Origin of the sequence: Thauera aromatica, assembly GCF_023093595.1 — a bacterium.
In the GTDB taxonomy this organism is placed as follows: domain Bacteria; phylum Pseudomonadota; class Gammaproteobacteria; order Burkholderiales; family Rhodocyclaceae; genus Thauera; species Thauera aromatica_A.
On record NZ_JALLIK010000075.1, the window covers coordinates 1 to 22,989 of the forward strand.

Below are 22,989 nucleotides of genomic sequence, written 5' to 3' on the forward strand. Positions count from 1 at the left end.
TCGACTTGCATGTGTAAAGCATGCCGCCAGCGTTCAATCTGAGCCAGGATCAAACTCTTAAGTTCAATCCTACAAAGTACTCAAAATACTGACTTACATCAGCATGAGCACCTAATCATTGTGAAACCAAACGGCATTAACCGTCTCAGCCACAACCACCAAGCACCCACACTTATCGGTTGTCCAATTTTTTAAAGAACCGCTGCAATCCGTTGCAGCAGAGAAACGAAATTATGAACAGCTCAAAACACACTGTCAAGCATCTGCAGAACTTTCTTCGAACCGCCGAAACCCTTCCGGCACGCCCGCATCCCGCAAAATCCCCCGCTCCTGCCTTCCAGCCCTGCCACCTGTCCAACCGGTGAAGCGCTGAAAGAGGTGCGCATTATAGACAGCAAAAAACAAAACGCAAGGGAAAAAATTAGTGACAGGGGAAAACAGGTGGTTCCAGCGCAAATTTCCCGGTGCGGCTCTCGGGTCGATGCACTCCCACCACGACTCTTTTCCCAATCCCCGGAACGACCATCCCGGTTGCAGCCGCTCACTTTAAGATGGTATCGTCCGCGCGTCACGCGGGAGAGAACTCCCGATCTGGAGTCGCCGAAGGCGCAACCCCCGGAACCGCTCAGGCAAAAGGACCGCGTGCAAAGTACAAGTCTGGAGAGTGGTACGAGCGTCGAGGCGCCATACGTACCCACCGAAGGGGCACCCGCCCGCTGCATGTCTTCTACCTATCCATGGATAGGGAGGGGCGCACGGCGCGAAATCTCTCAGGTACAAGGGACAGATGGGGCGAAACCGGCAAATGGGTCGGAACGCCCTTTTTGTTTACTTCTTACCGGAGCCCCTCAGCGATGAGCACGCCTGCACAACATACTCCCCTTCACGCAGCTACTCCCCTTCACGCAGCGCATATCGCCGCCGGCGCGCGCATGGTCGATTTTGCCGGCTGGGACATGCCGGTCAATTATGGTTCACAGATCGAGGAGCATCATGCCGTTCGCCGCGACGCCGGCATGTTTGATGTCTCCCACATGCTCGCCCTCGATCTTAGCGGGCCGGACGCCACCGTTTACCTGCGCGCACTTCTCGCCAACGATGTCGACAAGCTGAAGACTCCCGGGAAAGCGCTGTATTCCTGCATGCTCAACGATCAGGGCGGAGTGATCGACGATCTGATCGTTTACCGCTTCGGCACCAGCGATTACCGGATCGTGGTCAATGCCGGTACCGCAGCCAAGGATGTGGACTGGATGAAACGGTGCATTGCCGTCACTGGCGCGGACGTCACCCTCCAGAGCCGCCGGGATCTGGCCATGATCGCCGTCCAGGGGCCGCACGCTATCGAACGCGCAGCGACCGTCCTGCCGGAATTGTCATCACCGCAAGGCGTTCCCGCCCCCTTCAGCGGAATACGGGTGGGGGATCTCATGATTGCCCGCACCGGCTATACCGGCGAAGACGGTCTGGAAATCGCGGTCCCTGCCGAGCGCGCCGAGCGACTGTGGAATGCCCTGCTGAGCGCCGGGGTCAAGCCCTGTGGGCTGGGGGCGCGAGACACTTTGCGCCTGGAAGCCGGTATGAATCTGTACGGCCAGGATATGGACGACGCCGTTTCTCCATTGGACGCCGGCCTGGCGTGGACGGTCGATTTCGCGGACGAAGCCCGTGACTTCATCGGCCGCAGCGCACTGCGGGCGAATCCGGCCACGCACCGCATGCTCGGTCTGATTCTGGAAGACAAAGGCGTGTTGCGCTCGCACATGAAGGTCTTCACCGCCGCCGGTGACGGCGAGACCACCAGTGGCAGTTTCTCGCCGACACTGGAAAAATCCATCGCTCTCGCCCGGCTGCCGCTCCCGGTCCTGGCCGGCGAAGAAGTCGATGTCGAAGTGCGTGGCAAGCGCCTGAAAGCCCGCACCGTGAAGTTGCCCTTCGTCCGCAACGGCCAACCCCTGGTCTGAACTGAAAACTCCGCCCGCTTCACCGGTTCAGGAGCGGGCCAGCAGTCCCCCTTCCAACTTACCCTGTCTGGAGAACGAACATGAGCAAGGTTCCGGCTGATCTGAAATATACGAAATCGCACGAATGGGTCCGCGTCGAAGCGGACGGGACGCTGACCATCGGCGTCACCGACCATGCCCAGGAAGCCCTCGGGGATGTCGTCTTCCTCGAATTGCCCGAAGCGGGCCGCACGCTCGCTGCAGGCGAAGCCTGCGCCGTGATCGAATCGGTCAAAGCAGCTTCCGACATCTACGCACCGGTCGCCGGCGAAGTCGTCGCCAGCAACCAGGACGCAGCCGATGCGCCCGAAAGCGTGAACGCCGACGCCTATGCAGCCTGGTTGTTCAAACTCAAGCCGGCCGCCCCCCAAGAACTCGCCGCCCTCATGGATGCTGCGGGCTATCAGGCTGAAGTCGCCCAGGCCTGAGCGGGTCCGGCAACTCATCGGGCGGCCCTGTCCCCCCGGACGGGTTCCGCCCCCTCCGCCTCCTGCAGAAGGCTTTCCCTTCCAGCAAGCCTCGCCCGTCCGCCGCCCAAGCCGATCCTTCGGCGCGCATTGACCCCTCGCCTCGACCATGACCGACACCCTGCTCTCCGCCCCGCTCGCCTGCCTCGAGCAGCGCGACGCCTTCATCCACCGCCACCTCGGCCCCAATCCCGATGAGATCGCGCGCATGTGCGCAGCAATCGGCGTCGCCGGTATCGACACGTTGATCGATCAGACCGTCCCGGCCGGAATCCGCCTCCAGTCCCCTGTCCCGCTCGCCGCGCCGGTGCCGGAACACGAAGCGCTCGGAGCCCTGAAAGCGATCGCCGCACGCAACGAGACGAAGAAGTCCCTGATCGGCCTCGGCTACTACGGCACCCACACCCCGGCCGTGATCCTGCGCAATGTCATGGAGAACCCGGGCTGGTACACCGCCTACACGCCCTACCAGGCCGAAATTTCGCAAGGCCGGCTGGAAGCCCTGCTGAACTACCAGCAAATGGTGGTCGACCTGACCGGCCTCGAACTGGCCAACGCCTCCCTCCTCGACGAAGCGACCGCCGCCGCCGAAGCCATGACCATGGCGCGCCGCGTGTCGAAGTCCAAATCGAATGTCTTTTTCATCGATGAGGCCTGCTTCCCGCAGACGATCGACGTCGTCCGCACCCGAGCCCATTACTTCGGTTACGAGTTGGTCTACGGCAGGGCCGAGGAGGCCGCCGCGCACGATGTGTTCGGCGCACTGCTGCAGTATCCGAACGCCCACGGCGAAGTCATCGACCTTTCTTCCACGGTCGCGGACCTGAAGGGGAAAGGCGCGATCGTCGCGCTCGCCAGCGACCTGATGGCGCTCGTCCTGCTGAAGAGCCCGGGCGCCATGGGTGCCGACATCGCCCTCGGCTCGGCCCAGCGCTTCGGCGTGCCGATGGGCTTCGGCGGCCCGCACGCCGCCTTCTTCGCCACCCGCGAAGCCTATGTGCGCTCGATGCCCGGTCGCATCATCGGCGTCTCGAAAGATGCCCGCGGCAACACCGCCCTGCGCATGACGCTGCAGACCCGCGAACAGCACATCCGCCGCGAAAAAGCGAATTCGAACATCTGCACCTCGCAGGTGCTGCTCGCCAACATGGCCGGCTTCTACGCCGTTTATCACGGGCCGCAAGGCCTGCGCACGATCGCCGCACGCATCCACCGCCTGGCCGCGGTCCTCGCCGAAGGCCTGCGCAGGGTCGGATTCGACCCCAGCCGCGCGGCTTTCTTCGACACCATCGAAGTGGATGCCGGCGCTCGCGCACCCGCGATCCTGGACGCGGCACAAGAGGCCGGCTACAACCTGCGCAGCGTGTCGAGCACCCAGCTGGGTCTGTCCGTCGACGAAACGACCACGCGCGCCGACATCGCCGCCGTGCTCGCCTGCTTCGGCTGCACTGAAAACCTCGATATGCTCGACGATACCGTCGCCCGTGCCGGCGGTGCCTTGCCCGCCGCGCTGCTGCGCCGCGACGCGATCCTCGCCCACCCCGTGTTCAACAGCCACCATACCGAACACGAGATGCTGCGCTATCTGAAGAAGCTGCAAAACCGCGACCTCGCACTCGACCACTCGATGATCTCGCTCGGTTCGTGCACGATGAAGCTCAATGCCACCAGCGAGATGATCCCGATCACCTGGCCGGAATTCGCCAACCTGCACCCCTTCGCTCCACGCACGCAGGCCGCCGGCTACCTTGAGATGATCGACGGCCTGGCCGGCTACCTGCGCGCACTCACCGGCTTTCCGGCGATCAGCATGCAGCCCAACTCCGGCGCGCAGGGCGAATACGCCGGCCTGATCGCGATCGCGCGCTACCACGCCAGCCGCGGCGAGACCCAGCGCAAGGTCTGCCTGATTCCGAAATCGGCACACGGCACCAATCCGGCGACCGCACAGATGTGCGGCATGCAGGTGGTGGCGGTCGATTGTGACGACAACGGCAACGTCGATGTCGCCGACCTGCGGGCGAAGGCCGAGAAGCACGCGGCCGAACTGGCCGCCCTGATGATCACCTACCCCTCCACCCACGGCGTGTTCGAGGAATCGATCCGCGAGATGTGCGAGATCGTGCACGCGTGTGGCGGACAGGTGTACATGGACGGTGCCAACCTCAACGCCCAGGTCGGCCTGACCTCGCCGGCGGCGATCGGCGCCGACGTCTCCCACATGAACCTGCACAAGACTTTCTGCATTCCGCACGGCGGCGGCGGGCCGGGCATGGGGCCGATCGGTCTGGCCGCCCATCTTGCACCGTTCATGGCCGACCACGTGATCCAGCCCACCGGCGAAGCCGACCGCCCCAATCTGGGTCAAGGCGCGGTATCCGCCGCCCCCTTCGGCTCCGCGAGCATCCTGCCGATTTCGTGGATGTACATCACGATGATGGGCGGTGAAGGCCTCAAGCGCGCCACCGAAGTCGCGATCCTCAACGCCAACTACCTGGCCGGGCGCCTGCGAGCGCACTACCCGGTGCTGTACACCGGCAGCCAGGGGCGGGTTGCCCACGAGTGCATCATCGACATCCGCCCGATCAAGGCCGCGACCGGGATCTCGGAGGTCGACATCGCCAAGCGCCTGATGGACTATGGCTTCCATGCACCGACCATGTCGTTCCCGGTCCCGGGAACGATCATGATCGAGCCGACCGAGTCCGAAGACCTTGCCGAACTAGACCGCTTCGTCGCCGCGATGATCGCAATCCGTGACGAGATCCGCCGGATCGAGGCCGGTGCCTGGCCTGCCGACGACAACCCGCTGAAGAACGCCCCCCACACGCAGGCCGATCTCACCGGCGACTGGACCCGCCCCTACTCGCGCGAGCAGGCGGCGTTCCCGCTGCCCTGGGTAGCGGCGAACAAGTTCTGGCCCAGCGTCAATCGGATCGACGACGTCTATGGCGACCGCAACCTGTTCTGCGCCTGCGTGCCGGTCGACGAATATGGCGACTGAACGGCAACAAGCACTTCCGGGCTGCTAGAATCGCCGCGCCTCGACCAGAAAGCCACGCTCTCGAGCGTGGCTTTTTCAATGCGCTGGCCGGGCCTGTTCCCTGCCACCCCCTCCCGGGCTCATCGACGCCCCCATCCGACGCCCTCACCCGACCCGCTCCCCCACAGCGATGCCTGCCCCACGCTCCGACCGCAAAGCGCTCTGGCTCAGCCTGCTGACCGCCAGCCTCATCCTGCTGACAGCCGTCTTCATGACGCTCGCAGCGCAGATGCGGCCGGTGCCGATGCACGACCTGAACCTGGCCGAAGGCGAAAAGCTCAAATGCGTCTCCTACGCCCCCTACCACCGGCCGGGGCAGACGCCGCTCGATCCCGCCAGCCGCATTCCCCGCGAGCAGATCGCCGCCGACCTCGAAGCCCTGGCGAAAATCACCGCCTGCATACGCCTCTACTCGGTCAGCCAAGGACTCGGCGAGGTTCCCGAACTGGCACGCCCCCTCGGCCTCAAGGTCCTTCTCGGCGCCTGGATCGGCTATGACCAGGCACTGAACGCGGCCGAACTCGCGCATGCGCTGGAAATCGCCAACGCCAACCCCGATGTCGTGCGCGCCCTGATCGTCGGCAACGAAGTCCTGCTCCGGCGCGAACGCAGCGAAGACGAAATGCGCGCCCTGATCCGCCAGGCCAGGACGCAGGCACGGGTTCCCGTCACCTACGCCGACGTGTGGGAATTCTGGGCCCGGCACGACAGCCTCGCCGCCGAAGTCGATTTCGTCACCGTGCATATCCTGCCTTTCTGGGAGGACGAGCCGGTCGACATCGTCGATGCCCTCGCACATGTCGTCGACATCCGCAACCGGGTCGGCGAACTCTTCGCCGGCAAGCCGGTCCTGATCGGCGAAACGGGCTGGCCGAGCGCCGGCCGCCAGCGCGAGGAATCCCGCCCATCGCGGGTCAACCAGGCGCGCTACATCCGCGAGTTCGTCCACCAGGCCCACGCCCGGGGCTGGGACTACAACCTCATCGAAGCCATCGACCAGCCCTGGAAGCGGCGGTTGGAAGGCACGGTCGGCGGCCACTGGGGGCTGCTCGAGGCGAGCAGCCTGGCACCGAAATTCCCCCTTGCCGGCACCGTCGCCGAACGCGAAAGCGCATTCGGTCCGATCGGCGGCGCCCTCCTCGGCGGATTGCTCGCCTTCCTCCTCGCCACCACCGGACGGCGCACCCGCTGCTTGCGCGTCAGCGCCCTGAGCGCGACCGGAGCGCTCGGCGGGGTGGTCGCAGTGCTGCACTGGGAACACGCCCACCTCGCTTACCGCGACGCGCTCGAATGGTCCGTGCTCGGCACGGTCGCCGCCCTCTGCGCCGTGCTGCCGCTGGTCCTCGCGCGCTGGCATGGAGAGCCGCTCCCGGACGCGGCACGCGCCGCCCGGCTCCTGCGCCGGCCGCAGGGCTGGCGCTCGAAGGCTGCGCTCCTCGGCCTGTTGCGCGCCCTGTTGCTGTTCGCCGCGGCAATCGCTGCGCTGCTGTTGTGGGTCGATCCGCGCTACCGCGACTTTCCGACCCTGCTTTACCTGACCCCGGCCGTGGTCTTCGGCATCATCAGCTGGTGGAACCCGCCGCCTGGCCGCGGCGAGCGGGTCTGCGCGATCCTCATCGCTTTCGCGGTAAGCGCCCGCTGGCTGAGCGAACCCGCCAACCCGCAGGCGATCGGCTGGCTACTGTGCGGCCTCGCGTTCGCCCTCCCGCCGCTCCTGCTCCGCCCGCAGCAACACCAGCAGCGATAGCAGGGCGCCCACCGCAGCGGGATCGTAACTGTATAGCACCAGCCCGGCGACCCCGCTCAACCAGCCCACCCAGGCCAGGCTGCGCGCACCCAGCACGAAGCCGAGCAAACCACACCCCAGGCTCAGCCAGCCCACGCGTTGATGCAAGAAGCTTTCCACCAGTACGGTCTTGAACAGACACAAAGCACCAGGCTCAGCACAATCACGCGGCAGCAGACCGGCCTCGAGCACGCCGTGACGCAGCCACAGGGCCATTGCCGCCAGGACCAGCCCGGCAAGCAGCGCAGGTAAAGCGCCATGTTTGTGCAAATTAGTTGGCGTCATCCATCCTTTCCCTTGTGAATCAGTGCTCCACATGGACGCACATGCGCTGTTGCAAATTGGCACCGAGGGCCGCTCGTAACAGACTGAAATCGTGCATAAAATGCCATCCGAACAGCGTCACCCCCGGAGCGTCCGCCGAGCGCCGCGCATTGTGTCACAAGGGCCGGCGTGACGATATTCGCACGCGGCGATGAACGGCTCCTCACCGGATTCTCGCCTCCTCCCGCTGCATTCCCTCTCTCCCCAGCCCCGCTATCCCACCCAAAGCAACACGGAATCCCAATGAAAAACGCCGCTACGTTCGCAACCCGCCTGGCGATCGCCATCGCGATCGCCATCGCGGTGGCGTTCGCGCAGTACTGGATCTGGCAGCAGTTCAATCGCGGCGCCGAGTTCATCGGCACCAACCAGAGCATCAAGGGCTTCGCCTACAACGGTTTCCAGCGCGACCAGAGCCCGCTCACCGGCACCTATCCCAGCCGCGAAAACCTCGCCGCCGACCTCGACCTGCTCGGGCGCATGTCCGACGGGCTGCGCACCTATGGCGTCACCGACATGCCGGAACTGCTCGGCCTCGCCGGCGAACGCGACATGATGGTCACCGCCGGCGCCTGGCTCGACGCCGACAAGACGCGCAACGCCCGCGAAATCGCCGCGCTGCTCGAAGTGGCGCCGAAAATGCGTCACATCGAGCGGGTAATGGTCGGCAACGAAGCCGTGCTCCGCGGCGACCTCACCGTCAGCGAACTGATCGGCTACCTCGATCAGGTGCGCAAGACCCTGCGCAAGCCGGTTTCCACCGCCGAACCCTGGCACGTCTGGCTGCGCTATCCGGAGTTGGCCAAGCACGTCGATTACATCACCGTTCACCTGCTCCCCTATCACGAGGGCGTGCCGGTCGAAGCCGCCGTCGAATACGCCTTCCAGCGCTACGACGAAGTCGCCCGCGCCCATCCGCGCAAGAAGATCGTCGTCGGTGAAATCGGCTGGCCCAGCCGCGGCCCCACGATCGGTGCGGCCCTGCCCTCGCTCGACAACGAGGCCCGCTTCATCCGCGAATTCCTCGCCCACCCCCGCACCGCGCGCATCGACTACTTCCTGATGGAAGCGATCGACCAGCCGTGGAAGGTCGACGTCGAAGGCTGGGCGGGCCCGTACTGGGGCATGTTCAACGCCGACCGCGAGCAGAAGTTCGCCCTCGAAGGCATCATCGAGCGCGACCCGCACTGGTCGACCAAGGCGAGCAATGCCGCCGCACTCGCCTTCCTGCCGATGCTGCTGATCGCCTTTTTGCTGGCCGACTGGAGCATCTTCGGCCGTCTCTTCCTCGCCGCCCTGATCCAGGCCTGCGTCTCGACGCTGATCATCGGCCTCAACGTACCGCTCGACTACTATCTCACCCAGCGCGACCTGGTCGGCCTCGTCCTGCTCATCGGCGCCACCGGGCTTACCGCCGCGGTGCTGCTGTCGCACGGTTTCGAGTTCGGCGAAGTGCTGTTCAAGAAGAAGTGGCAGCGCCGCTTCCTGCCGCTGCCCCCGCACGCGCCCGAGCAGCAGCCCTTCGTGTCGATCCACCTCGCCTGCTACAACGAACCGCCGGAGATGGTAATCGCCACCATCGACAGCCTGGCGCAGATGAACTATCAGCACTTCGAAGTGCTGGTGCTCGACAACAACACCCGCGACGAAGCCTTGTGGAAGCCGCTGGAAAAGCGCTGCGCCGAGCTCGGTCCGCGCTTCCGCTTCTTCCACCTCGCCAACTGGCCCGGTTTCAAGGCCGGCGCGCTCAACTACGGCCTCAAGGTCACCGATCCGCGCGCCGCAGTCGTGGGCGTGGTGGACGCCGACTATGTCGTCGAGCCCGACTGGCTGGCCTGCCTGATCCCGCACTTCGATCAGCCCGAGGTCGCCGTGGTGCAGGCGCCGCAGGCGCACCGCGACTGGGAGACCCAGCCCTTCAAGCGCATGTGCAACTGGGAGTTCGACGGCTTCTTCCGCATCGGCATGCACCACCGTAACGAGCGCAACGCCCTGATCCAGCACGGCACCATGACCCTGGTGCGGCGCCACGCGCTCGAAGAAGTGGGCGGCTGGTCGGAATGGTGCATCTGCGAGGACACCGAGCTCGGCCTGCGCCTGATCGAGAAGGGCTACGACACGCGCTACGTCGACCACATCCTCGGCCGCGGGCTCACGCCTTCGGGGTTTGCCGCGATCAAGAGCCAGCGCTTCCGCTGGGCCTTCGGCGCGATGCAGATCCTCAAGGCCCACCTGCCGCAGATGCTCGGGCGCAGCACCCTGAACCTGGCGCAGCGCTACCACTTCCTCACCGGCTGGTTCGCCTGGCTGGGCGACGCGCTACAGCTCGTGTTCGCCTTCGGCAGCCTGCTGTGGACGCTGGGCATCCTGCTGTTCCCGAAAGCCTTCGGCCTGCCGGTGATCGCGCTCGCCCTGCCCATTCTCGGCTTCATGGCGTTCAAGGCCGCGCTCGGCCCGATCCTCTACCGGCGCACGATGGACTGCCCGTGGAAGGACATCCTCGGCGCCTCGATCCTGTCGGTCGGCCTGGCGCACGCGATCGCGCGCGGCGTGTTCGCCGGCCTGGTGAAGAAGAAGGGCGTGTTCGTCGTCACCCCAAAGGGTTGGCGCGGTGGCGGCGCGCTCGCCTTCTTCAACCCCATCCGCGAGGAAATCGGCATGCTCGTCGCGCTGCTGATGGGCGCCGCCACCCTGGTCGCCCAGCGCGGCGCCGACAACCTGGAGACCCAGTTGTGGGTCGGCATCCTGTGCCTGCAGTGCATTCCCTACGTTGCCGCGATCCTGTGCCAGGTCGCCGCCTACATGCCGGAGCGCAACAGCGGCGACACGCCGCGCGGAACCCTGCTGCCGCAGGCCTGAGCGCCGCGGGTCAGTAAAGCGCCAGCGCCATGGCGGCGAACAGCACGAGCGCGGGATAGACGAGCAGGGTGACGCGCAAGCCGCCACCGATCATCGCCCGCTGCGTGACGTGGCCGCTGCCGAACACGATCGCGTTGGGCGGGGTCGCCACCGGCAGCAGGAAGGCGCAGGAGGTGCCGACCGCCACCAGCACCGCCAACGGCACCCGCTCGACATGGGGCGCGAGCCCCAGAAAGAGCGGGATCAGCAAGGCCGCGCTCGCGGTGTTGCTGGTGACCTCGGTGATGAGCAGCGCGAACAGCACCATCAGCGCAATACACAGCAGGACCGGCATCTGTGCCAGCGGACCACCGAACTGGGCCGCCAGCCAGGCCGCTGCGCCGCTGTCGGCGAGCACCTTACTCAGCGTCAGGCCGCCGCCGAACAGCAGCAACACGCCCCACTCCGTACCGCGCTCGATGTCCGCCCAGCGCGCAAGCCCGAGGGTGTGCAGCATCGCCAGCGCGAGCACGGCCACGGCCGCGTCATAGCCGCGCTCGACCCCTGCCCAGTTCCCCAGCGGCGCACCGAAAACCCATAGCAGCACGGTCAGCCCGAACAAGCCCATCATCCGCTTCTGCGCCGCACTCCACGCCGCCTGCGGTGGCGGCGGAGTAAGCACGGCATCGAGCCGGGGCTTCACCGCCCGGCGCAGGCCGAACTCCATCAGGGGCATCAACACCACCACCAGCGGCAGCCCCCAGCTCAGCCATGCGCCGAACGTCAATCCGGCATGGGCCGCCGCGATGGCGTTCGGCGGGCTGCCCACCACGGTGCCGATTCCGCCGATATTGGCCGAAAAGGCCACCCCCAGCAGCACATAGGTCCACGTCCGGCGGCTCGGTTCGAGCGGCAGCGCGGACAACAGGCCAAGCGCCAGTGGCAGCATCATCGCCGCAGTCGTAGTGTTGCTGATCCACATCGACAGGAAGGCCGTGAGCCAGAACAGCCAGCGGGTCGCGCGCCCAAAGTCCGCACCCGCCCAGCGCATCACACGCCCGGCCATCCACCGGTCCAGCCCCTGGCGCTGGAGGCCGGCAGCGAGCGCGAAGCCGCCGAGAAACAGGAAGATCACCGGATCGGCGAACTGCAACAAGGCCTCGTCGAACGCGAGTACGCCGCTCAGCGCAGCGAGCAGCGGCACCAGCAAGGCGGTGACGCTGACATGGAGGGCCTCGCTCACCCACAGCCAGGCGATGGTGGCGACCAGCGCCAGGCCGGCACCGGGCGGGCCGAGTTCGGCGCCGAGCCAGATATTGAGGCCAACGTACAGACCGGACGCGATCAGCAGATTGACGATACGTGACAAGCGCGTTCCCCTTCCGCCGCGATCGGGGCCGGCGGGCCGCTCACCCCCGCCACGCGGCCAGCCGCCGGCCGAGCCGCGGCAGGTCGAAGGCGCGGTAATCCGGCAGGCCGTGTTGCGTGGGCTGGGTGAATTCACCCGCGATCAGCGGCCGAATGTAGTCGCACGCCGCCGCGGTGACGTGCAGGCCGTCGGCGCGGACGAAGTCAGCCGGCAGCGTGCGCTCGAGGTTGGCGATCGCGTCACAGTCGAGCGGGGCCATGTCCCACTGATAGGGCGCGTCGTGCACGCGCCGGATCGCCGGCATCGTGCCGCCCAGCCCCTGCACCGCGTACGCCACCGCCGCGCGGCCAACGGCCATCGCCTGCGCATGGTCGGTCGCCGACAGCCAGTGTCCGCCGGCGCGCTGCAGGTAATCGGGTATCGCCCAGTGGTGCTTGTAGCCCAGGCGCTGGTGAATCATCCGTGCCACCGCCGAGCCCGCCCCGCCGAGCTGCACGTAGCCGCGGGCATCGTGTGATTTTTCCATCAGCAGGCTGCCATCGGCGCGGCGGATGCCCTCAGCCACGGTGATCGCGCAATAGCCCAGGCGCTCGGTCGTTTCACGCACCCGCGCAAGGAAGGCGTCCTCGTCGAAGGCGGCTTCCGGCACCAGCACGATATGCGGTGGCCGCGCGGGGTCGCCGCCCGCGGCGAGTGCGGTCGCCGCCGCCAGCCAGCCGGTATTGCGCCCCATCACTTCCATGACGAACACGCTGCCCTTGGGACCGGACATCGACGCGATGTCGAGCCCCGCTTCCAGCATCGAAGTCGCCAGGTACTTCGCTGCCGAGCCGAACCCCGGACAGCAGTCGGTGCCGACAATGTCGTTGTCCACGGTCTTCGGCACTCCGATGCAGAGCAGCGGATGCCCGCGCCGCCGGGCTTCGGCCTGCAGGCGGGCGACCGCATCCATCGAGCCGTTGCCGCCGTTGTAGAGCACGAAACCGATGTCATGGGCATCGAACACGGCGAACAGGCGGTCCATCACCTTCCCGTCGTCGTCGTGCGGCAGATCGAAACGGCACGAGCCGAACGCACCGCCCGGCGTCCGCGCCAGGCGCGCCAGCGCCGCGGCATCCAGGCCACCGGTATCGATCAGGTCCTCGTGGAGGACCCCGACGATGCCCCGGTGCGCCGCCAGCACCGTGCCGATACGCCCGGTCTGTTCGCGCGCGGCGGCGATCACCGCCGCCGCGGTGGCGTTGATCACCGCGGTCACTCCGCCCGAGTGGGCGTAAAGCAGGTTGGCATGAGACATCGGGATCGACTCCGATAAGAGCTTCGAGACGGGCATCCGCACAGGGTGCACGGCGGCACAAAAAGCAGCGCGGCCGCTCCGATCTTCCCGGAGCGGCCGCGCACTGACAAGCCCGCTGCAACGGCGGGCCGGATACTGCTCCCGCGCAGGCTTACTTCAGCGCCTCGAAGGCCTGCGCGGTGATCGCATCGACCGCGCCGAGGCCGGAGATCTTGCGCACCTTCGGTGCCTTGGCATCGCCCGAAGCCGCCCACTTGCCGTAGTACTCGACCAGCGGCTTGGTCTGGGCATGGTAGACGTCGAGACGCTTCTTGACCGTCTCTTCCTTGTCGTCGTCGCGCTGCACCAGGTCTTCGCCGGTGACGTCGTCCTTGCCCTCGACCTTCGGCGGGTTGTACTTGACGTGGTAGGTGCGGCCCGACGCCAAGTGGGCGCGGCGCCCGCTCATGCGCTCGACGATCTCGCTGTCGGGGACGTCGATTTCGAGCACGAAGTCGATCGCCACGCCCGCTTCCTTCATCGCGTCGGCCTGCGGAATGGTGCGCGGAAAGCCGTCGAACATGTAGCCGCTCTTGCAGTCATCCTGCTGCAGGCGATCCTTCACCAGACCGATGATGATGTCGTCGGAGACGAGGCCACCGGCATCCATCACCTTCTTCGCCTCGATCCCGAGCGGCGTGCCCGCCTTGACCGCGGCGCGCAGCATGTCACCGGTGGAGATCTGCGGAATGCCGAACTTCTCCTTGATGAAGTTGGCCTGCGTCCCCTTGCCGGCGCCCGGCGGTCCCAACAGAATCAGTCGCATACACCCTCCCGAAAATTGGAAAGCCATTGAGATAACGCTTTCCTTATCAATGAATAAAGAGGCCGAAACTTAACCGACACACGGCAGACGGTCAAACCCCGTCCGCCGCCGCCCCGGCCATGAACGCGGCGCGCACGCGCTCGAGGTCTTCCGCCGTATCCACGCCGGCCGGCGGCGCCTCGGCGAGCTCGATGACGCGGATCGGAAAGCCGTGCCACAGCGCGCGCAGCTGCTCGAGCGCCTCCCACTGCTCCAGCGGAGAAGGCGCAAGTCCGGCATAGCGGCGCAGGAACCCGACCCGATAGGCGTACAGCCCGACATGGCGCAGCAGCGGCAGGCCGGACGGCAAGGCGTTCCGCCCGCCCTCGCCCGCCCAAGCGTCACGCGCCCAGGGAATCGGCGCCCGGGAAAAATACAGGGCACGGCCGGCGGCATCGCACACCACCTTCACCACATTCGGGTTGAAGGCCTCGCCGGCCTCGGCGACGGCATGGGCCGCGGTCGCGATCGCGGCATCGGGATCGGCCGCCAGCGCACGGGCGACCGCGGCGACCACGGCGGGATCGATCAGCGGCTCGTCACCCTGGACGTTAACCACGATCTCATCGTCGCCCCAGCCGCACCGCGCCGCGACCTCAGCCAGGCGGTCGGTCCCGCTCGGGTGGTCGGCACGGGTCATCACCACCGTCCCGCCCGCAGCCTCGACCGCGGCGCGCACCCCCTCGTGATCGGTCGCGACCCAGACCCCGGCCGCACCGGCCGCGTGCACGCGCTCGAGCACGCGCACGATCATCGGCTTGCCGGCGATGTCGGCCAGCGGCTTGGCCGGCAGCCGGGTCGAGGCGTAGCGCGCCGGAATGACGATGCGAAACTGGAAGGGCGTGGGAAGCGGCGGCGCCATCGGACTCACTTGCGCAGGGCGTCGACTTCTTCGGCACTCAGTGTGCGCGCTTCCTCGTCGAGCATCACCGGGATGTCGTCGCGGATCGGGTAGGCGAGGCGGTCGGCCTTGCACACCAGCTCCTGCTTGTCCTTCAGGTAGTCGAGCGGCCCTTTGCACAGCGGGCAGACGAGGATTTCAAGCAGTCGTGCGTCCATCTTCGAGCTTCTCCAGGATGCGTTCGGCGGCTCCCGAACCGATCTGCGCCCGTACCGGGTATTCCCAGCAATCCTCGGGCGCGAAAGGCCGGCATTTTACCGCATCCTTGGCCGTCATCAGGATCGGCAGCGCATCGCCGAAATCGAGATCGGCGGGAGTGAAGCGGTGGTGGTCGGGAAAGGGATGGGGCACGGGCTCGATGCCCTCGCCGGCAAGCTGTTCGAAAAAGCGCTGCGGCCGGCCGATGCCCGCCACCGCATGCACCCGGCAGCCGCGCAGCTCCGCGACCGGACGCGTCCGCCCGGGGGCGGCCACCGCCGCCAACGATCCGCCCTGCAGATGCATGTCGAACACCGGCACCGCGCCGGCAGCGGCGCGCGTGGCCGCCGACAGCGGCCCATGGGCGATCACCAGATCGACCTCGGCCAGCCGTGACAAGGGCTCGCGCAAGGGGCCGGCCGGCAGCAGCCAGCGGTTGCCGAGGGTGGCCTCATCGACCACCGCGATCTCCAGATCGCGCCCGAGGCGGTAGTGCTGCATGCCGTCGTCGGCGACGATGACGTCACACCCGGGGTGGAGGCGCAGCAGCTCGCGCGCGGCCGCCGGACGGTCACGGCCGATCACCAGCGGGCACCCGGTCAGGCGCGCGAGCAACACCGGCTCGTCGCCGTACAGCGCCGGATCACCCTCGGCCGGCACCGCGGCGACGCCCTCGGTCCGTCCGCCATGGCCACGGCTGACGATCCCCGGATGCCAACCCCGGGCGTGCAGCACGCCGACCAGCCAGTCGACCACCGGCGTCTTGCCGCTGCCACCGACGGCGATGTTGCCGACCACGATCACCGGCACCGGCAGCCGCTGCGGGCGCAACGCCCTGCGCCGCCGGCGCGCGAGCGCGCCGAACAGCTGCGCCAGCGGAAACGCCACGCCGGCGAGCACGCCGCGGCGTTGCCAGAATGCGGGAGCTGACATGCTCAGGCGCTCACTCGAGCGGCGTCTGGGTCGCGAAGGTGATATGCGCCAGCCCGGCCTGCTGCGCTGCCTGCATGACATCGATCACGCGCTGGTGCGCGGTACGGGCGTCGGCATTGATCACCACCACCGGCGGGCGCTGCGCGCCTGCGGCTCTAGCCCCGGCCTTGGCGAGCGCGGCCGCAGTCGCGCCGACATCGCGCCCGCTCACGGGCTGGCCGTCGACCAGCACTTCGCCGGCCGCGGTGACGACGACGGCGATCTCGTTCGCCACCGCCTCGGCGCTTTCCGGCTCGGCCGTGGGCAGGCGGATCTCCAGACCAGAGACCCGGGAAAACGTCGTCGTCAACATCAGGAAGATGATGATCACCAGGACCACGTCGATGAGCGGGATCAGGTTGATCTCCGGCTCCCCGTTGCGGCTGCCGCGGCGGAAATTCATCGCGCCCGCCCCTGTCAGACGCGGCGTTCGCCGTGGGCGACTTCGACCAGCTTGACCGCCTGCTGCTCCATGTCGATCACGAAACCATCGATGAGGGCGCGGAAGTGGCGCCAGAAGATCATCGCCGGGATGGCGATGATGAGGCCCAGGCCGGTGGTATACAGGGCAATCGAGATGCCTTGCGCGAGCTGTGCCGGATTGGCGCCGCTCACCCCCTGCGAGGCGAAGATGTCGATCATGCCGATGATGGTGCCGAGCAGCCCCATCAGCGGACTGATCGCGGCGATGGTGCCGAGCGTGGTGAGGAAGCGCTCGAGCTCGTGCGCCACAGCGCGGCCGGTCTCCTCGATCGATTCCTTCATCATCTCGCGCGGGCTATTCACGTTGCGCAGTCCGGCGGCCAGCACCCGGCCCAAGGGCGAATGCCCCCCGACGCGCTCGATCATCGCCGGCGACACGCCATTGCCGCGCAACTCGTCGAGGACGTTGCCGAGCAGGCCGGACGGGACGATGCTTGCCCGGCGCAGGGAGACCGAGCGTTCGATGATCAGCGCCACCGCGATGACCGAAGCCAGAATCAAGGGCCAGATCGGCCAGCCGACGGCCTGGATGATCGCGAACACGCACGCCCCCTCGGAACAAAGGCGGAACTCTAGCGCCGGCAGCCGCCGGCAGCAAGCTCGCCCGCCGACTACCGGCGGGCTTCCGGCCGCGCCCGCAGCCCCCTTGCAGGTACCGAGCGGGATTGACGGAGGAATCCACAGAAGCTGTGGATAAGTTTGTGGGTTGTTTTGGGATGTTGCCCGCAAAGCCGGTCGCCACAAGCCTTCGGACACTCCGATGAAAAATTGTGCAACATATTAAGTTGTTATTTTTCAACAAGTTATAAATCACCCCCTTTCCCATCAAGGACTTGCAGAAAGCCTCTTGACAGCCCGTGGCCGCTGTGGATTCCGCTACAATCCGGCCATGGAATCCGCCGCTGCCGCCCCTCTTCCCGATGCCGACAACCCGGCAAGAACGCTGTCCGCCCCGGTACTTAGCGTTTCCGAACTCAACCGCCTGGCACGCGAAGTGCTGGAGTCCGCGCTGCCCCTGTCGTGGGTCGGCGGCGAGATTTCCAACCTCACCCGGGCGGCCTCCGGCCATGCGTACTTCACCCTCAAGGACGCGAACGCCCAGGTACGCTGCGCGATGTGGCGCAACCGCGCGCAGCTGCTGCCCTTCCGCCCGGAAAACGGCATGCGGGTCGAAGCGCGCGCGCTGGTAACCCTGTACGAGGCGCGCGGCGACTATCAGCTCAACGTCGAGGCGCTGCGCCCGGCCGGCATCGGCGCGCTGTTCGAGGCCTTCAACCGGCTCAAGAACCGGCTCGCCGCCGAAGGCCTGTTCGACCCCGCGGGGCGCCGCCCCCTGCCGCGCTTTCCGCGCGCCGTCGGCGTCGTCAGCTCGCCGCAGGCCGCGGCGCTGCGCGACGTGCTGGTCACCCTGCGCCGGCGGGCACCCCACCTGGCGGTGGTTCTCTATCCCGCCCCGGTGCAGGGTGCGGACGCTGCAGCCCGCCTGCGCGAGGCGGTTGTGACCGCGGGCCGGCGGGCGCGCCAGGACGGCATCGAGCTGCTGCTGCTGGTGCGCGGCGGCGGCAGCATCGAAGACCTGTGGGCGTTCAACGACGAGGCCCTGGCCCGCGCCCTGCGCGCCTGTCCGCTGCCGGTGGTGAGCGGCATCGGCCACGAAACCGATTTCACCATCGCCGATTTCGCCGCCGACCTGCGCGCGCCCACGCCGACCAGCGCGGCCGAACTCGCCAGCGCCGGCTGGCATGCGGTGCACACCGAACTGGCTGCGCTCGAACCCCGCCTCGGGCGCGCCATCGGACGTCGTCTCGAAGCCCTCGCCCAGCGCTTCGACCGCGCCGCCCTGCGCCTGATCCATCCGCGGCAGCGCCTGGAGCGCGAACGGGAACGTCTCGCGCTGGCCGCACGCCAGCTGCGCGCGGCGCTCGAACGCCGGCTCGAGCGCGCTGCGCTGCGTTGCGCCCGCGCCGGCACCCGCCTGGACGCGGCGCGGCCCGAACTCGCCTCGCACCGGCAGCGGGTCGACGCCCTCGGCCTGCGCCTGCGCCAGGCGATGCTCGCCCAGGCGGAACTACGCCGGGTGCGGCTCGCGGCGCTCGCCGCCCACCTCCAGCACCTCGCCCCCGAGGCCGTGCTCGCCCGCGGCTACGCCATCGCGCGCGACTCCCACGGCCGCGTGCTGCGCTCCGCGGCAGAAGTCGAACGCGGCGCCACGGTCTGCGTGCAGCTGGCCCGCGGCCGCCTCGACGCTTCCGTTGTCGGGCACCACGACGACTGACGGCGGTCGAACCCTGTGCGAACGCCCACGAGCGGGGGCTTGCCGATAGCGTTTCACAAACAGCCCGATAGCCTTAACATTCGGGCGCGAGCATTGTCAGCGGGGCAAAATCCCGACTAGAATCCTCGGGCTTTTCCCCCAGCTTCAGACAAAACAAGCCGAATAAAGGAGAACCCGCATGGAACACACCCTGCCCGCCCTGCCTTATGCCAAGGACGCCCTGGCTCCGCACATTTCCGCGGAAACGCTGGAGTTCCACTACGGCAAGCACCACCAGGCCTACGTCACCAACCTGAACAACCTGATCAAGGGCACCGAGTACGAGAACCTCGACCTCGAAGCGATCGTCAAGAAGGCGCCCGCCGGCGGCCTCTACAACAACGCCGCCCAGGTCTGGAACCACACGTTCTTCTGGAGCAGCATGAAGCCCGCCGGCGGCGGCGAGCCCAGCGGCGCGCTGGCCGACGCGATCAAGGCCAAGTGGGGCTCGTTCGACGACTTCAAGAAAGCCTTTCAGGCTTCCGCGGTCGGCAACTTCGGCTCGGGCTGGACCTGGCTGGTGAAGAAGGCCGACGGCAGCGTCGACATCGTCAACATGGGCGCCGCCGGCACTCCGCTGACCACCGGTGACACCGCCCTGCTCTGTATCGATGTGTGGGAACACGCCTACTACATCGACTACCGCAACCGCCGCCCCGACTTCGTCGCCACCTTCCTCGACAAGCTCGCCAACTGGGAGTTCGCGGCGAAGAACTTCGCCTGAACCCGCCCGAACCTGTCCGGCCCTGCGGGGCCGGCTCCATGCTCGACATCCTCTACCAGGACGACTGGCTGGTCGCCATCCACAAGCCTTCCGGCCTGCTCGTTCACCGCAGCCCGATCGCCGCCGGTGAGCAGCGCTTTGCCGTGCAGCTGCTGCGCGACCAGATCGGCCGCCGCGTCTTTCCCGCCCACCGCCTCGACCGCGGCACCTCCGGCGTGCTGCTGTTCGCGCTCGAGCGCGAGACCGCCGCGGCGCTTGGCGCCCAGTTCGAGTCGCGCCAGGTGGACAAGCGCTACCTCGCGGTCGTGCGCGGTCACCCGCCCGCCGCCGGCCTCATCGACCACCCGCTCGCCCGCCGTCTGGATCCAGTCGAGCGCAGCCGCGGGCGCGGCGCTGGCGAGCGCGACCGCCTGCCCGAGGACGAAGAGGACAGCGCAGCGCAAGCCGTCTCCCCCGACACCGACGCCGTCGCTGACGGACCCGGCCAAACTCCGCCACCGCCAACGCCCTTGCCAGCGCGCACCCAGTACCGTGTGCTGGCCCGCGCCGAGCTCCCTTACCGTGTCGACCGCTACCCCAGCAGCCGCTACGCCCTACTCGAACTCGTCCCCGAAACCGGCCGCCGCCACCAGCTGCGCCGCCATCTCAAGCACATCGCCCACCCCATCATCGGCGACGCCACGTATGGCAAGGGCCGCCACAACCGCCTCTTCCAGCAACTGTTCGGCAACACCCGCCTGCTCCTCGCGTGCACCGCGCTGGGCTTGCGCCACCCTGTCTCCGGTGCCGTGCTGCAGATCCAGGCCCCGCCGGCACCGGATTTCGCCGCTGTCATGAGGGATCTGGACTGGAGCGCAGCTTTCCCCGGCACCTGGCCGGCCTGAACCTGCGCCGGCCGCCACCCTCCCCGGCACACCGATTTCAGGGCACAATCGGCCTTCCGGTTTGCGCCGCAGCCGCAGCAGCGTCCCGGCCTGTCCATGCTCACCCAGGTAAATCGATGAATCCGTTGCTCCAGGTACGCCAGCACGGCCAGCAGCTCTGGCTCGACAACCTCTCCCGCACCCTGCTCAACGACGGCCATCTCGCCCGTCTGATCGCCGAGGACGGCATCGCCGGCGTCACCACCAATCCCGCGATCTTTCACAAGGCGATCGCCGACGGCCGTTACTACGAGAGCGATCTCGACGCCCTGCGCGAGCAGCCGCTGGACGCCGAAGGGCGCTATGAAGCGCTGGTGCTCCCCGACGTGCGACGCGCCTGCGACCTGCTCCTGCCGCTGCACGAAGACAGCCACGGCGATGCCGGCTACGTCAGCCTCGAAGTCTCCCCCGTGCTCGCGCACGACGCCGACGCCACCTTCGCCGCCGGCATGCGCCTGAGCGCCACCATCGACCGCCCCAACCTGCTGATCAAGGTGCCCGCCACCGCTGCCGGGGTGGAAGCGGTCGAGCGCCTGATCGGTGCCGGAGTCAGCGTCAACGTCACCCTGATGTTCTCCCTCGCCCACGTCGACGCGGTCGCCGACGCTTATCTCCGCGGTCTCGAACGCCTGCGCCGCGCCGGCGGCGAGCTCGCTCCGGTCAGGTCGGTGGCAAGCCTGTTCCTGTCGCGGGTCGACACCCTGATCGACAAGCAGCTCGAGGAAGCCGGCGGCACGGCGCTGGAGCTGCGCGGCCGCACCGCGGTGGCGATGGCCCGGCTCGCCTACCAACGCTATCGCGAGCGCTTCCACGGCGCCGGCTTCGAAGCGCTGCGCGCCGCCGGCGCCCGCACGCAATCCCTGCTGTGGGCGAGCACCGGCACCAAGAACCCGGCCTACAGCGACCTGCTCTACGTCGAGCCGCTGATCGGCGCAGAAACGGTCAACACCCTGCCCGATGCGACCCTCGCCGCACTGCGCGACCACGGCCGCATCGCCCCCACGCTGGAGAGCGGAACCGAGGCCGCAGCCGCCCACTACGCCGCCCTGCGCGCGCTCGGCATCGACCTCAACACCGCCGGTGAACGCCTGCAGCGCGAAGGCCTCGCCCAGTTCGAGCAGGCGTTCGCCGCGCTGCTCGAACTGACCGCCTGATTCCCGCCCGGGTGGACGCCCCGCGATGAAATTCTGCTCGAACTGCGGCGCCGGAGTCGCCTTTCGCATCCCGCCCGGCGACACCCTGCCGCGCCACGTCTGCGAGCAGTGCGGAACCATTCACTACCAGAACCCGAAGATCATCGTCGGCGCCCTGCCGGTGTGGGAAGAGCGTGTGCTGCTGTGCCGGCGTGCGATCGAACCGCGCTACGGCATGTGGACCCTGCCCGCCGGGTTCATGGAAAACGAGGAGACCACCGCCCAGGCCGCAGCCCGCGAAACGCTCGAGGAAGCCTGCGCTCGCATCGAAGTCGGCGAGCTGTATACCCTGATCGACGTGCCGCACATCAGCCAGGTCCACATCGTCTATCGCGCCCGCCTGCTCGACCTCGACTTCCGTCCCGGCGAAGAGTCGCTCGAGGTCGCGCTGTTCCGCGAAGAGGACATCCCGTGGCAGCAGATCGCCTTCCGCTCGATCCTGATGAGCCTGCGCCACTTCTTCGAGGACCGGCGCAGCGGCCAGTGGGCAGTGCACACCGCCAGCCTCGGCCCGCCGCCGCCCGACTGGCGCTGAGCGCCAGCATCCGCCCCCGGTTTCGCCCTGGCATAAGCATTATAAATGCGCCAGGGTTGAGTACGCCGCCTCCGGCGGGCGATAATCCGCCGATTATCAACTGCTCGCGGATCATGACCAGCTACATCTTCGTTGTCGTCGGCGCCGTCCTGGTGAACAACGTCGTCCTCGTCCGCATCCTCGGGCTGTGCCCCTTCATGGGGGTATCGAAAAAGCTCGAGACCGCGATCGGCATGGGCGCGGCCACCACCTTCGTGCTCACCCTGGGGGCGGGCACCAGCTACCTGATCGACCATTACCTGCTGCAGCCGCTCGATCTCGCCTATCTGCGCACGCTATCCTTCATCGTCGTGATCGCCGCGATCGTGCAGCTCACCGAGCTGGTGATCCAGAAGACCAGTCCGCTACTGCACCAGGTGCTGGGCATCTACCTGCCGTTGATCACCACCAACTGCGCGGTGCTCGGCGTGCCGCTGCTCAACGTCGGCATGAAGCACGACCTGCTCGAATCGCTGCTGTTCGGCTTCGGTTCCTCGCTCGGCTTCACCCTCGCGCTGGTCCTGTTCGCCGGCATCCGCGAGCGCCTCGAAGGCGCCGATATTCCTGTGCCGTTCAAAGGCACGGCGATCGCCATGATCACCGCCGGCTTCATGAGCCTCGCGTTCATGGGTTTTGCCGGACTGGACCGTTTCCAGTGAAGCGCCGCCCCCTGCGCGGGTACGGCGCGGACCTGGACGGCGACGCGCCCGGCAGCGGCATGTCCGCCCTCGCCCAC

General features: G+C 67.5%; 20 protein-coding genes, 1 rRNA gene and 1 riboswitch. Of the genes, 11 read left to right on the forward strand and 10 right to left on the reverse strand.

The window, feature by feature from the left end; genetic code table 11:
* Positions 1-65, reverse strand: a 16S ribosomal RNA gene (locus MXC99_RS02315); the annotation flags it as partial.
* A gap of 498 nt (positions 66-563) precedes the next feature.
* Positions 564-651: riboswitch (glycine riboswitch) on the forward strand.
* 203 nt (positions 652-854) lie between these two features.
* On the opposite strand from MXC99_RS02315, the gene gcvT reads away from it, so the two are divergent.
* The 4 genes from gcvT (at position 855) to MXC99_RS02335 (ending at position 7,260) form a co-directional block, all read left to right on the forward strand.
* A complete protein-coding gene (gcvT, locus tag MXC99_RS02320; protein ID WP_247724000.1) occupies positions 855-1,964 on the forward strand; it encodes a glycine cleavage system aminomethyltransferase GcvT in 1,110 nt (369 codons plus the stop codon).
* A gap of 80 nt (positions 1,965-2,044) precedes the next feature.
* A complete protein-coding gene (gcvH, locus tag MXC99_RS02325; protein WP_247724001.1) occupies positions 2,045-2,431 on the forward strand; it encodes a glycine cleavage system protein GcvH in 387 nt (128 codons plus the stop codon).
* Between the two features lie 148 nt (positions 2,432-2,579).
* A complete protein-coding gene (gcvP, locus tag MXC99_RS02330; protein WP_247724002.1) occupies positions 2,580-5,474 on the forward strand; it encodes an aminomethyl-transferring glycine dehydrogenase in 2,895 nt (964 codons plus the stop codon).
* A 169-nt stretch (positions 5,475-5,643) separates the two neighbouring features.
* Positions 5,644-7,260: a beta-1,6-glucan synthase gene (locus MXC99_RS02335; protein ID WP_247724003.1), complete on the forward strand. Its 1,617-nt coding sequence runs from the start codon at positions 5,644-5,646 to the stop codon at positions 7,258-7,260.
* On the opposite strand, the gene MXC99_RS02340 is transcribed toward MXC99_RS02335, so the two are convergent.
* Positions 7,192-7,584 (reverse strand): hypothetical protein, encoded by a 393-nt coding sequence (locus MXC99_RS02340; protein WP_247724004.1) that lies wholly within the window; start codon positions 7,582-7,584, stop codon positions 7,192-7,194. The two genes, MXC99_RS02335 and MXC99_RS02340, sit on opposite strands and share 69 nt — an antisense overlap.
* Before the next feature lie 282 nt (positions 7,585-7,866).
* Here MXC99_RS02340 and MXC99_RS02345 point away from each other — a divergent pair, with 282 nt between their 5' ends.
* A complete protein-coding gene (locus tag MXC99_RS02345) occupies positions 7,867-10,482 on the forward strand; it encodes a glycosyltransferase family 2 protein (RefSeq protein WP_247724005.1) in 2,616 nt (871 codons plus the stop codon).
* A gap of 10 nt (positions 10,483-10,492) precedes the next feature.
* Here MXC99_RS02345 and MXC99_RS02350 read toward each other — a convergent pair whose 3' ends face one another.
* The 8 genes from MXC99_RS02350 to MXC99_RS02385 all read right to left on the reverse strand — a co-directional run bounded on the left by MXC99_RS02350 (position 10,493) and on the right by MXC99_RS02385 (position 17,068).
* Entirely contained in the window at positions 10,493-11,830 is a 1,338-nt protein-coding gene (locus MXC99_RS02350; protein ID WP_247724006.1) for an SLC13 family permease, read from the reverse strand.
* 40 nt (positions 11,831-11,870) lie between these two features.
* The gene (locus MXC99_RS02355; protein ID WP_247724007.1) at positions 11,871-13,127 is read right to left on the reverse strand and encodes a 6-phosphofructokinase; all 1,257 of its coding nucleotides are present in this window, start codon (positions 13,125-13,127) and stop codon (positions 11,871-11,873) included.
* 151 nt (positions 13,128-13,278) lie between these two features.
* Complete coding sequence (gene adk, locus MXC99_RS02360) at positions 13,279-13,932, reverse strand: adenylate kinase (RefSeq protein ID WP_247724008.1); 654 nt, start codon at positions 13,930-13,932, stop codon at positions 13,279-13,281.
* Positions 13,933-14,023: 91 nt separating this feature from the next.
* On the reverse strand, positions 14,024-14,833 hold the full coding sequence (kdsB, locus tag MXC99_RS02365; RefSeq protein WP_247724009.1) for a 3-deoxy-manno-octulosonate cytidylyltransferase: 810 nt from the start codon (positions 14,831-14,833) through the stop codon (positions 14,024-14,026).
* Between the two features lie 5 nt (positions 14,834-14,838).
* Positions 14,839-15,030, reverse strand: coding sequence for a Trm112 family protein (locus MXC99_RS02370; protein ID WP_247724010.1), 192 nt, complete (start codon positions 15,028-15,030; stop codon positions 14,839-14,841).
* The gene (lpxK, locus tag MXC99_RS02375; RefSeq protein ID WP_247724024.1) at positions 15,011-16,009 is read right to left on the reverse strand and encodes a tetraacyldisaccharide 4'-kinase; all 999 of its coding nucleotides are present in this window, start codon (positions 16,007-16,009) and stop codon (positions 15,011-15,013) included. The genes MXC99_RS02370 and lpxK overlap by 20 nt, the downstream gene beginning before the upstream one ends.
* A 4-nt stretch (positions 16,010-16,013) precedes the next feature.
* A complete protein-coding gene (locus tag MXC99_RS02380) occupies positions 16,014-16,445 on the reverse strand; it encodes an ExbD/TolR family protein (RefSeq protein WP_247724011.1) in 432 nt (143 codons plus the stop codon).
* Between the two features lie 14 nt (positions 16,446-16,459).
* Entirely contained in the window at positions 16,460-17,068 is a 609-nt protein-coding gene (locus MXC99_RS02385; protein WP_247724012.1) for a MotA/TolQ/ExbB proton channel family protein, read from the reverse strand.
* A 346-nt stretch (positions 17,069-17,414) separates the two neighbouring features.
* Between MXC99_RS02385 and xseA the strand changes: the two genes are divergently transcribed.
* The 6 genes from xseA (at position 17,415) to rsxA (ending at position 22,912) form a co-directional block, all read left to right on the forward strand.
* On the forward strand, positions 17,415-18,800 hold the full coding sequence (xseA, locus tag MXC99_RS02390) for an exodeoxyribonuclease VII large subunit (RefSeq protein WP_247724013.1): 1,386 nt from the start codon (positions 17,415-17,417) through the stop codon (positions 18,798-18,800).
* Positions 18,801-18,978: 178 nt separating this feature from the next.
* Positions 18,979-19,563 carry a superoxide dismutase gene (locus MXC99_RS02395; RefSeq protein WP_247724014.1) on the forward strand — a complete coding sequence of 195 codons (585 nt, stop codon included), beginning with the start codon at positions 18,979-18,981 and terminating at the stop codon, positions 19,561-19,563.
* A gap of 38 nt (positions 19,564-19,601) precedes the next feature.
* On the forward strand, positions 19,602-20,447 hold the full coding sequence (locus MXC99_RS02400) for a pseudouridine synthase (RefSeq protein ID WP_247724015.1): 846 nt from the start codon (positions 19,602-19,604) through the stop codon (positions 20,445-20,447).
* Between the two features lie 116 nt (positions 20,448-20,563).
* Positions 20,564-21,640: a transaldolase gene (gene tal / locus MXC99_RS02405; protein WP_247724016.1), complete on the forward strand. Its 1,077-nt coding sequence runs from the start codon at positions 20,564-20,566 to the stop codon at positions 21,638-21,640.
* 25 nt (positions 21,641-21,665) lie between these two features.
* Positions 21,666-22,214, forward strand: coding sequence for an NUDIX hydrolase (locus tag MXC99_RS02410; RefSeq protein WP_247724017.1), 549 nt, complete (start codon positions 21,666-21,668; stop codon positions 22,212-22,214).
* Positions 22,215-22,327: 113 nt separating this feature from the next.
* Positions 22,328-22,912 carry an electron transport complex subunit RsxA gene (gene rsxA / locus MXC99_RS02415; protein ID WP_075149224.1) on the forward strand — a complete coding sequence of 195 codons (585 nt, stop codon included), beginning with the start codon at positions 22,328-22,330 and terminating at the stop codon, positions 22,910-22,912.
* Positions 22,913-22,989 lie beyond the last annotated feature (77 nt).

Bases quoted from the DNA above. Each gene is read 5' to 3' on its own strand.
- gcvT (WP_247724000.1), top strand. From the start codon at position 855: ATGAGCACGCCTGCACAACATACTCCCCTTCACGCAGCTACTCCCCTT.
- gcvH (WP_247724001.1), top strand. From the start codon at position 2,045: ATGAGCAAGGTTCCGGCTGATCTGAAATATACGAAATCGCACGAATGG.
- gcvP (WP_247724002.1), top strand. From the start codon at position 2,580: ATGACCGACACCCTGCTCTCCGCCCCGCTCGCCTGCCTCGAGCAGCGC.
- MXC99_RS02335 (WP_247724003.1), top strand. From the start codon at position 5,644: ATGCCTGCCCCACGCTCCGACCGCAAAGCGCTCTGGCTCAGCCTGCTG.
- MXC99_RS02340 (WP_247724004.1), bottom strand. From the start codon at position 7,584: ATGACGCCAACTAATTTGCACAAACATGGCGCTTTACCTGCGCTGCTT.
- MXC99_RS02345 (WP_247724005.1), top strand. From the start codon at position 7,867: ATGAAAAACGCCGCTACGTTCGCAACCCGCCTGGCGATCGCCATCGCG.
- MXC99_RS02355 (WP_247724007.1), bottom strand. From the start codon at position 13,127: ATGTCTCATGCCAACCTGCTTTACGCCCACTCGGGCGGAGTGACCGCG.
- adk (WP_247724008.1), bottom strand. From the start codon at position 13,932: ATGCGACTGATTCTGTTGGGACCGCCGGGCGCCGGCAAGGGGACGCAG.
- kdsB (WP_247724009.1), bottom strand. From the start codon at position 14,833: ATGGCGCCGCCGCTTCCCACGCCCTTCCAGTTTCGCATCGTCATTCCG.
- MXC99_RS02370 (WP_247724010.1), bottom strand. From the start codon at position 15,030: ATGGACGCACGACTGCTTGAAATCCTCGTCTGCCCGCTGTGCAAAGGG.
- MXC99_RS02380 (WP_247724011.1), bottom strand. From the start codon at position 16,445: ATGAATTTCCGCCGCGGCAGCCGCAACGGGGAGCCGGAGATCAACCTG.
- xseA (WP_247724013.1), top strand. From the start codon at position 17,415: ATGGAATCCGCCGCTGCCGCCCCTCTTCCCGATGCCGACAACCCGGCA.
- MXC99_RS02395 (WP_247724014.1), top strand. From the start codon at position 18,979: ATGGAACACACCCTGCCCGCCCTGCCTTATGCCAAGGACGCCCTGGCT.
- MXC99_RS02400 (WP_247724015.1), top strand. From the start codon at position 19,602: ATGCTCGACATCCTCTACCAGGACGACTGGCTGGTCGCCATCCACAAG.
- tal (WP_247724016.1), top strand. From the start codon at position 20,564: ATGAATCCGTTGCTCCAGGTACGCCAGCACGGCCAGCAGCTCTGGCTC.
- MXC99_RS02410 (WP_247724017.1), top strand. From the start codon at position 21,666: ATGAAATTCTGCTCGAACTGCGGCGCCGGAGTCGCCTTTCGCATCCCG.
- rsxA (WP_075149224.1), top strand. From the start codon at position 22,328: ATGACCAGCTACATCTTCGTTGTCGTCGGCGCCGTCCTGGTGAACAAC.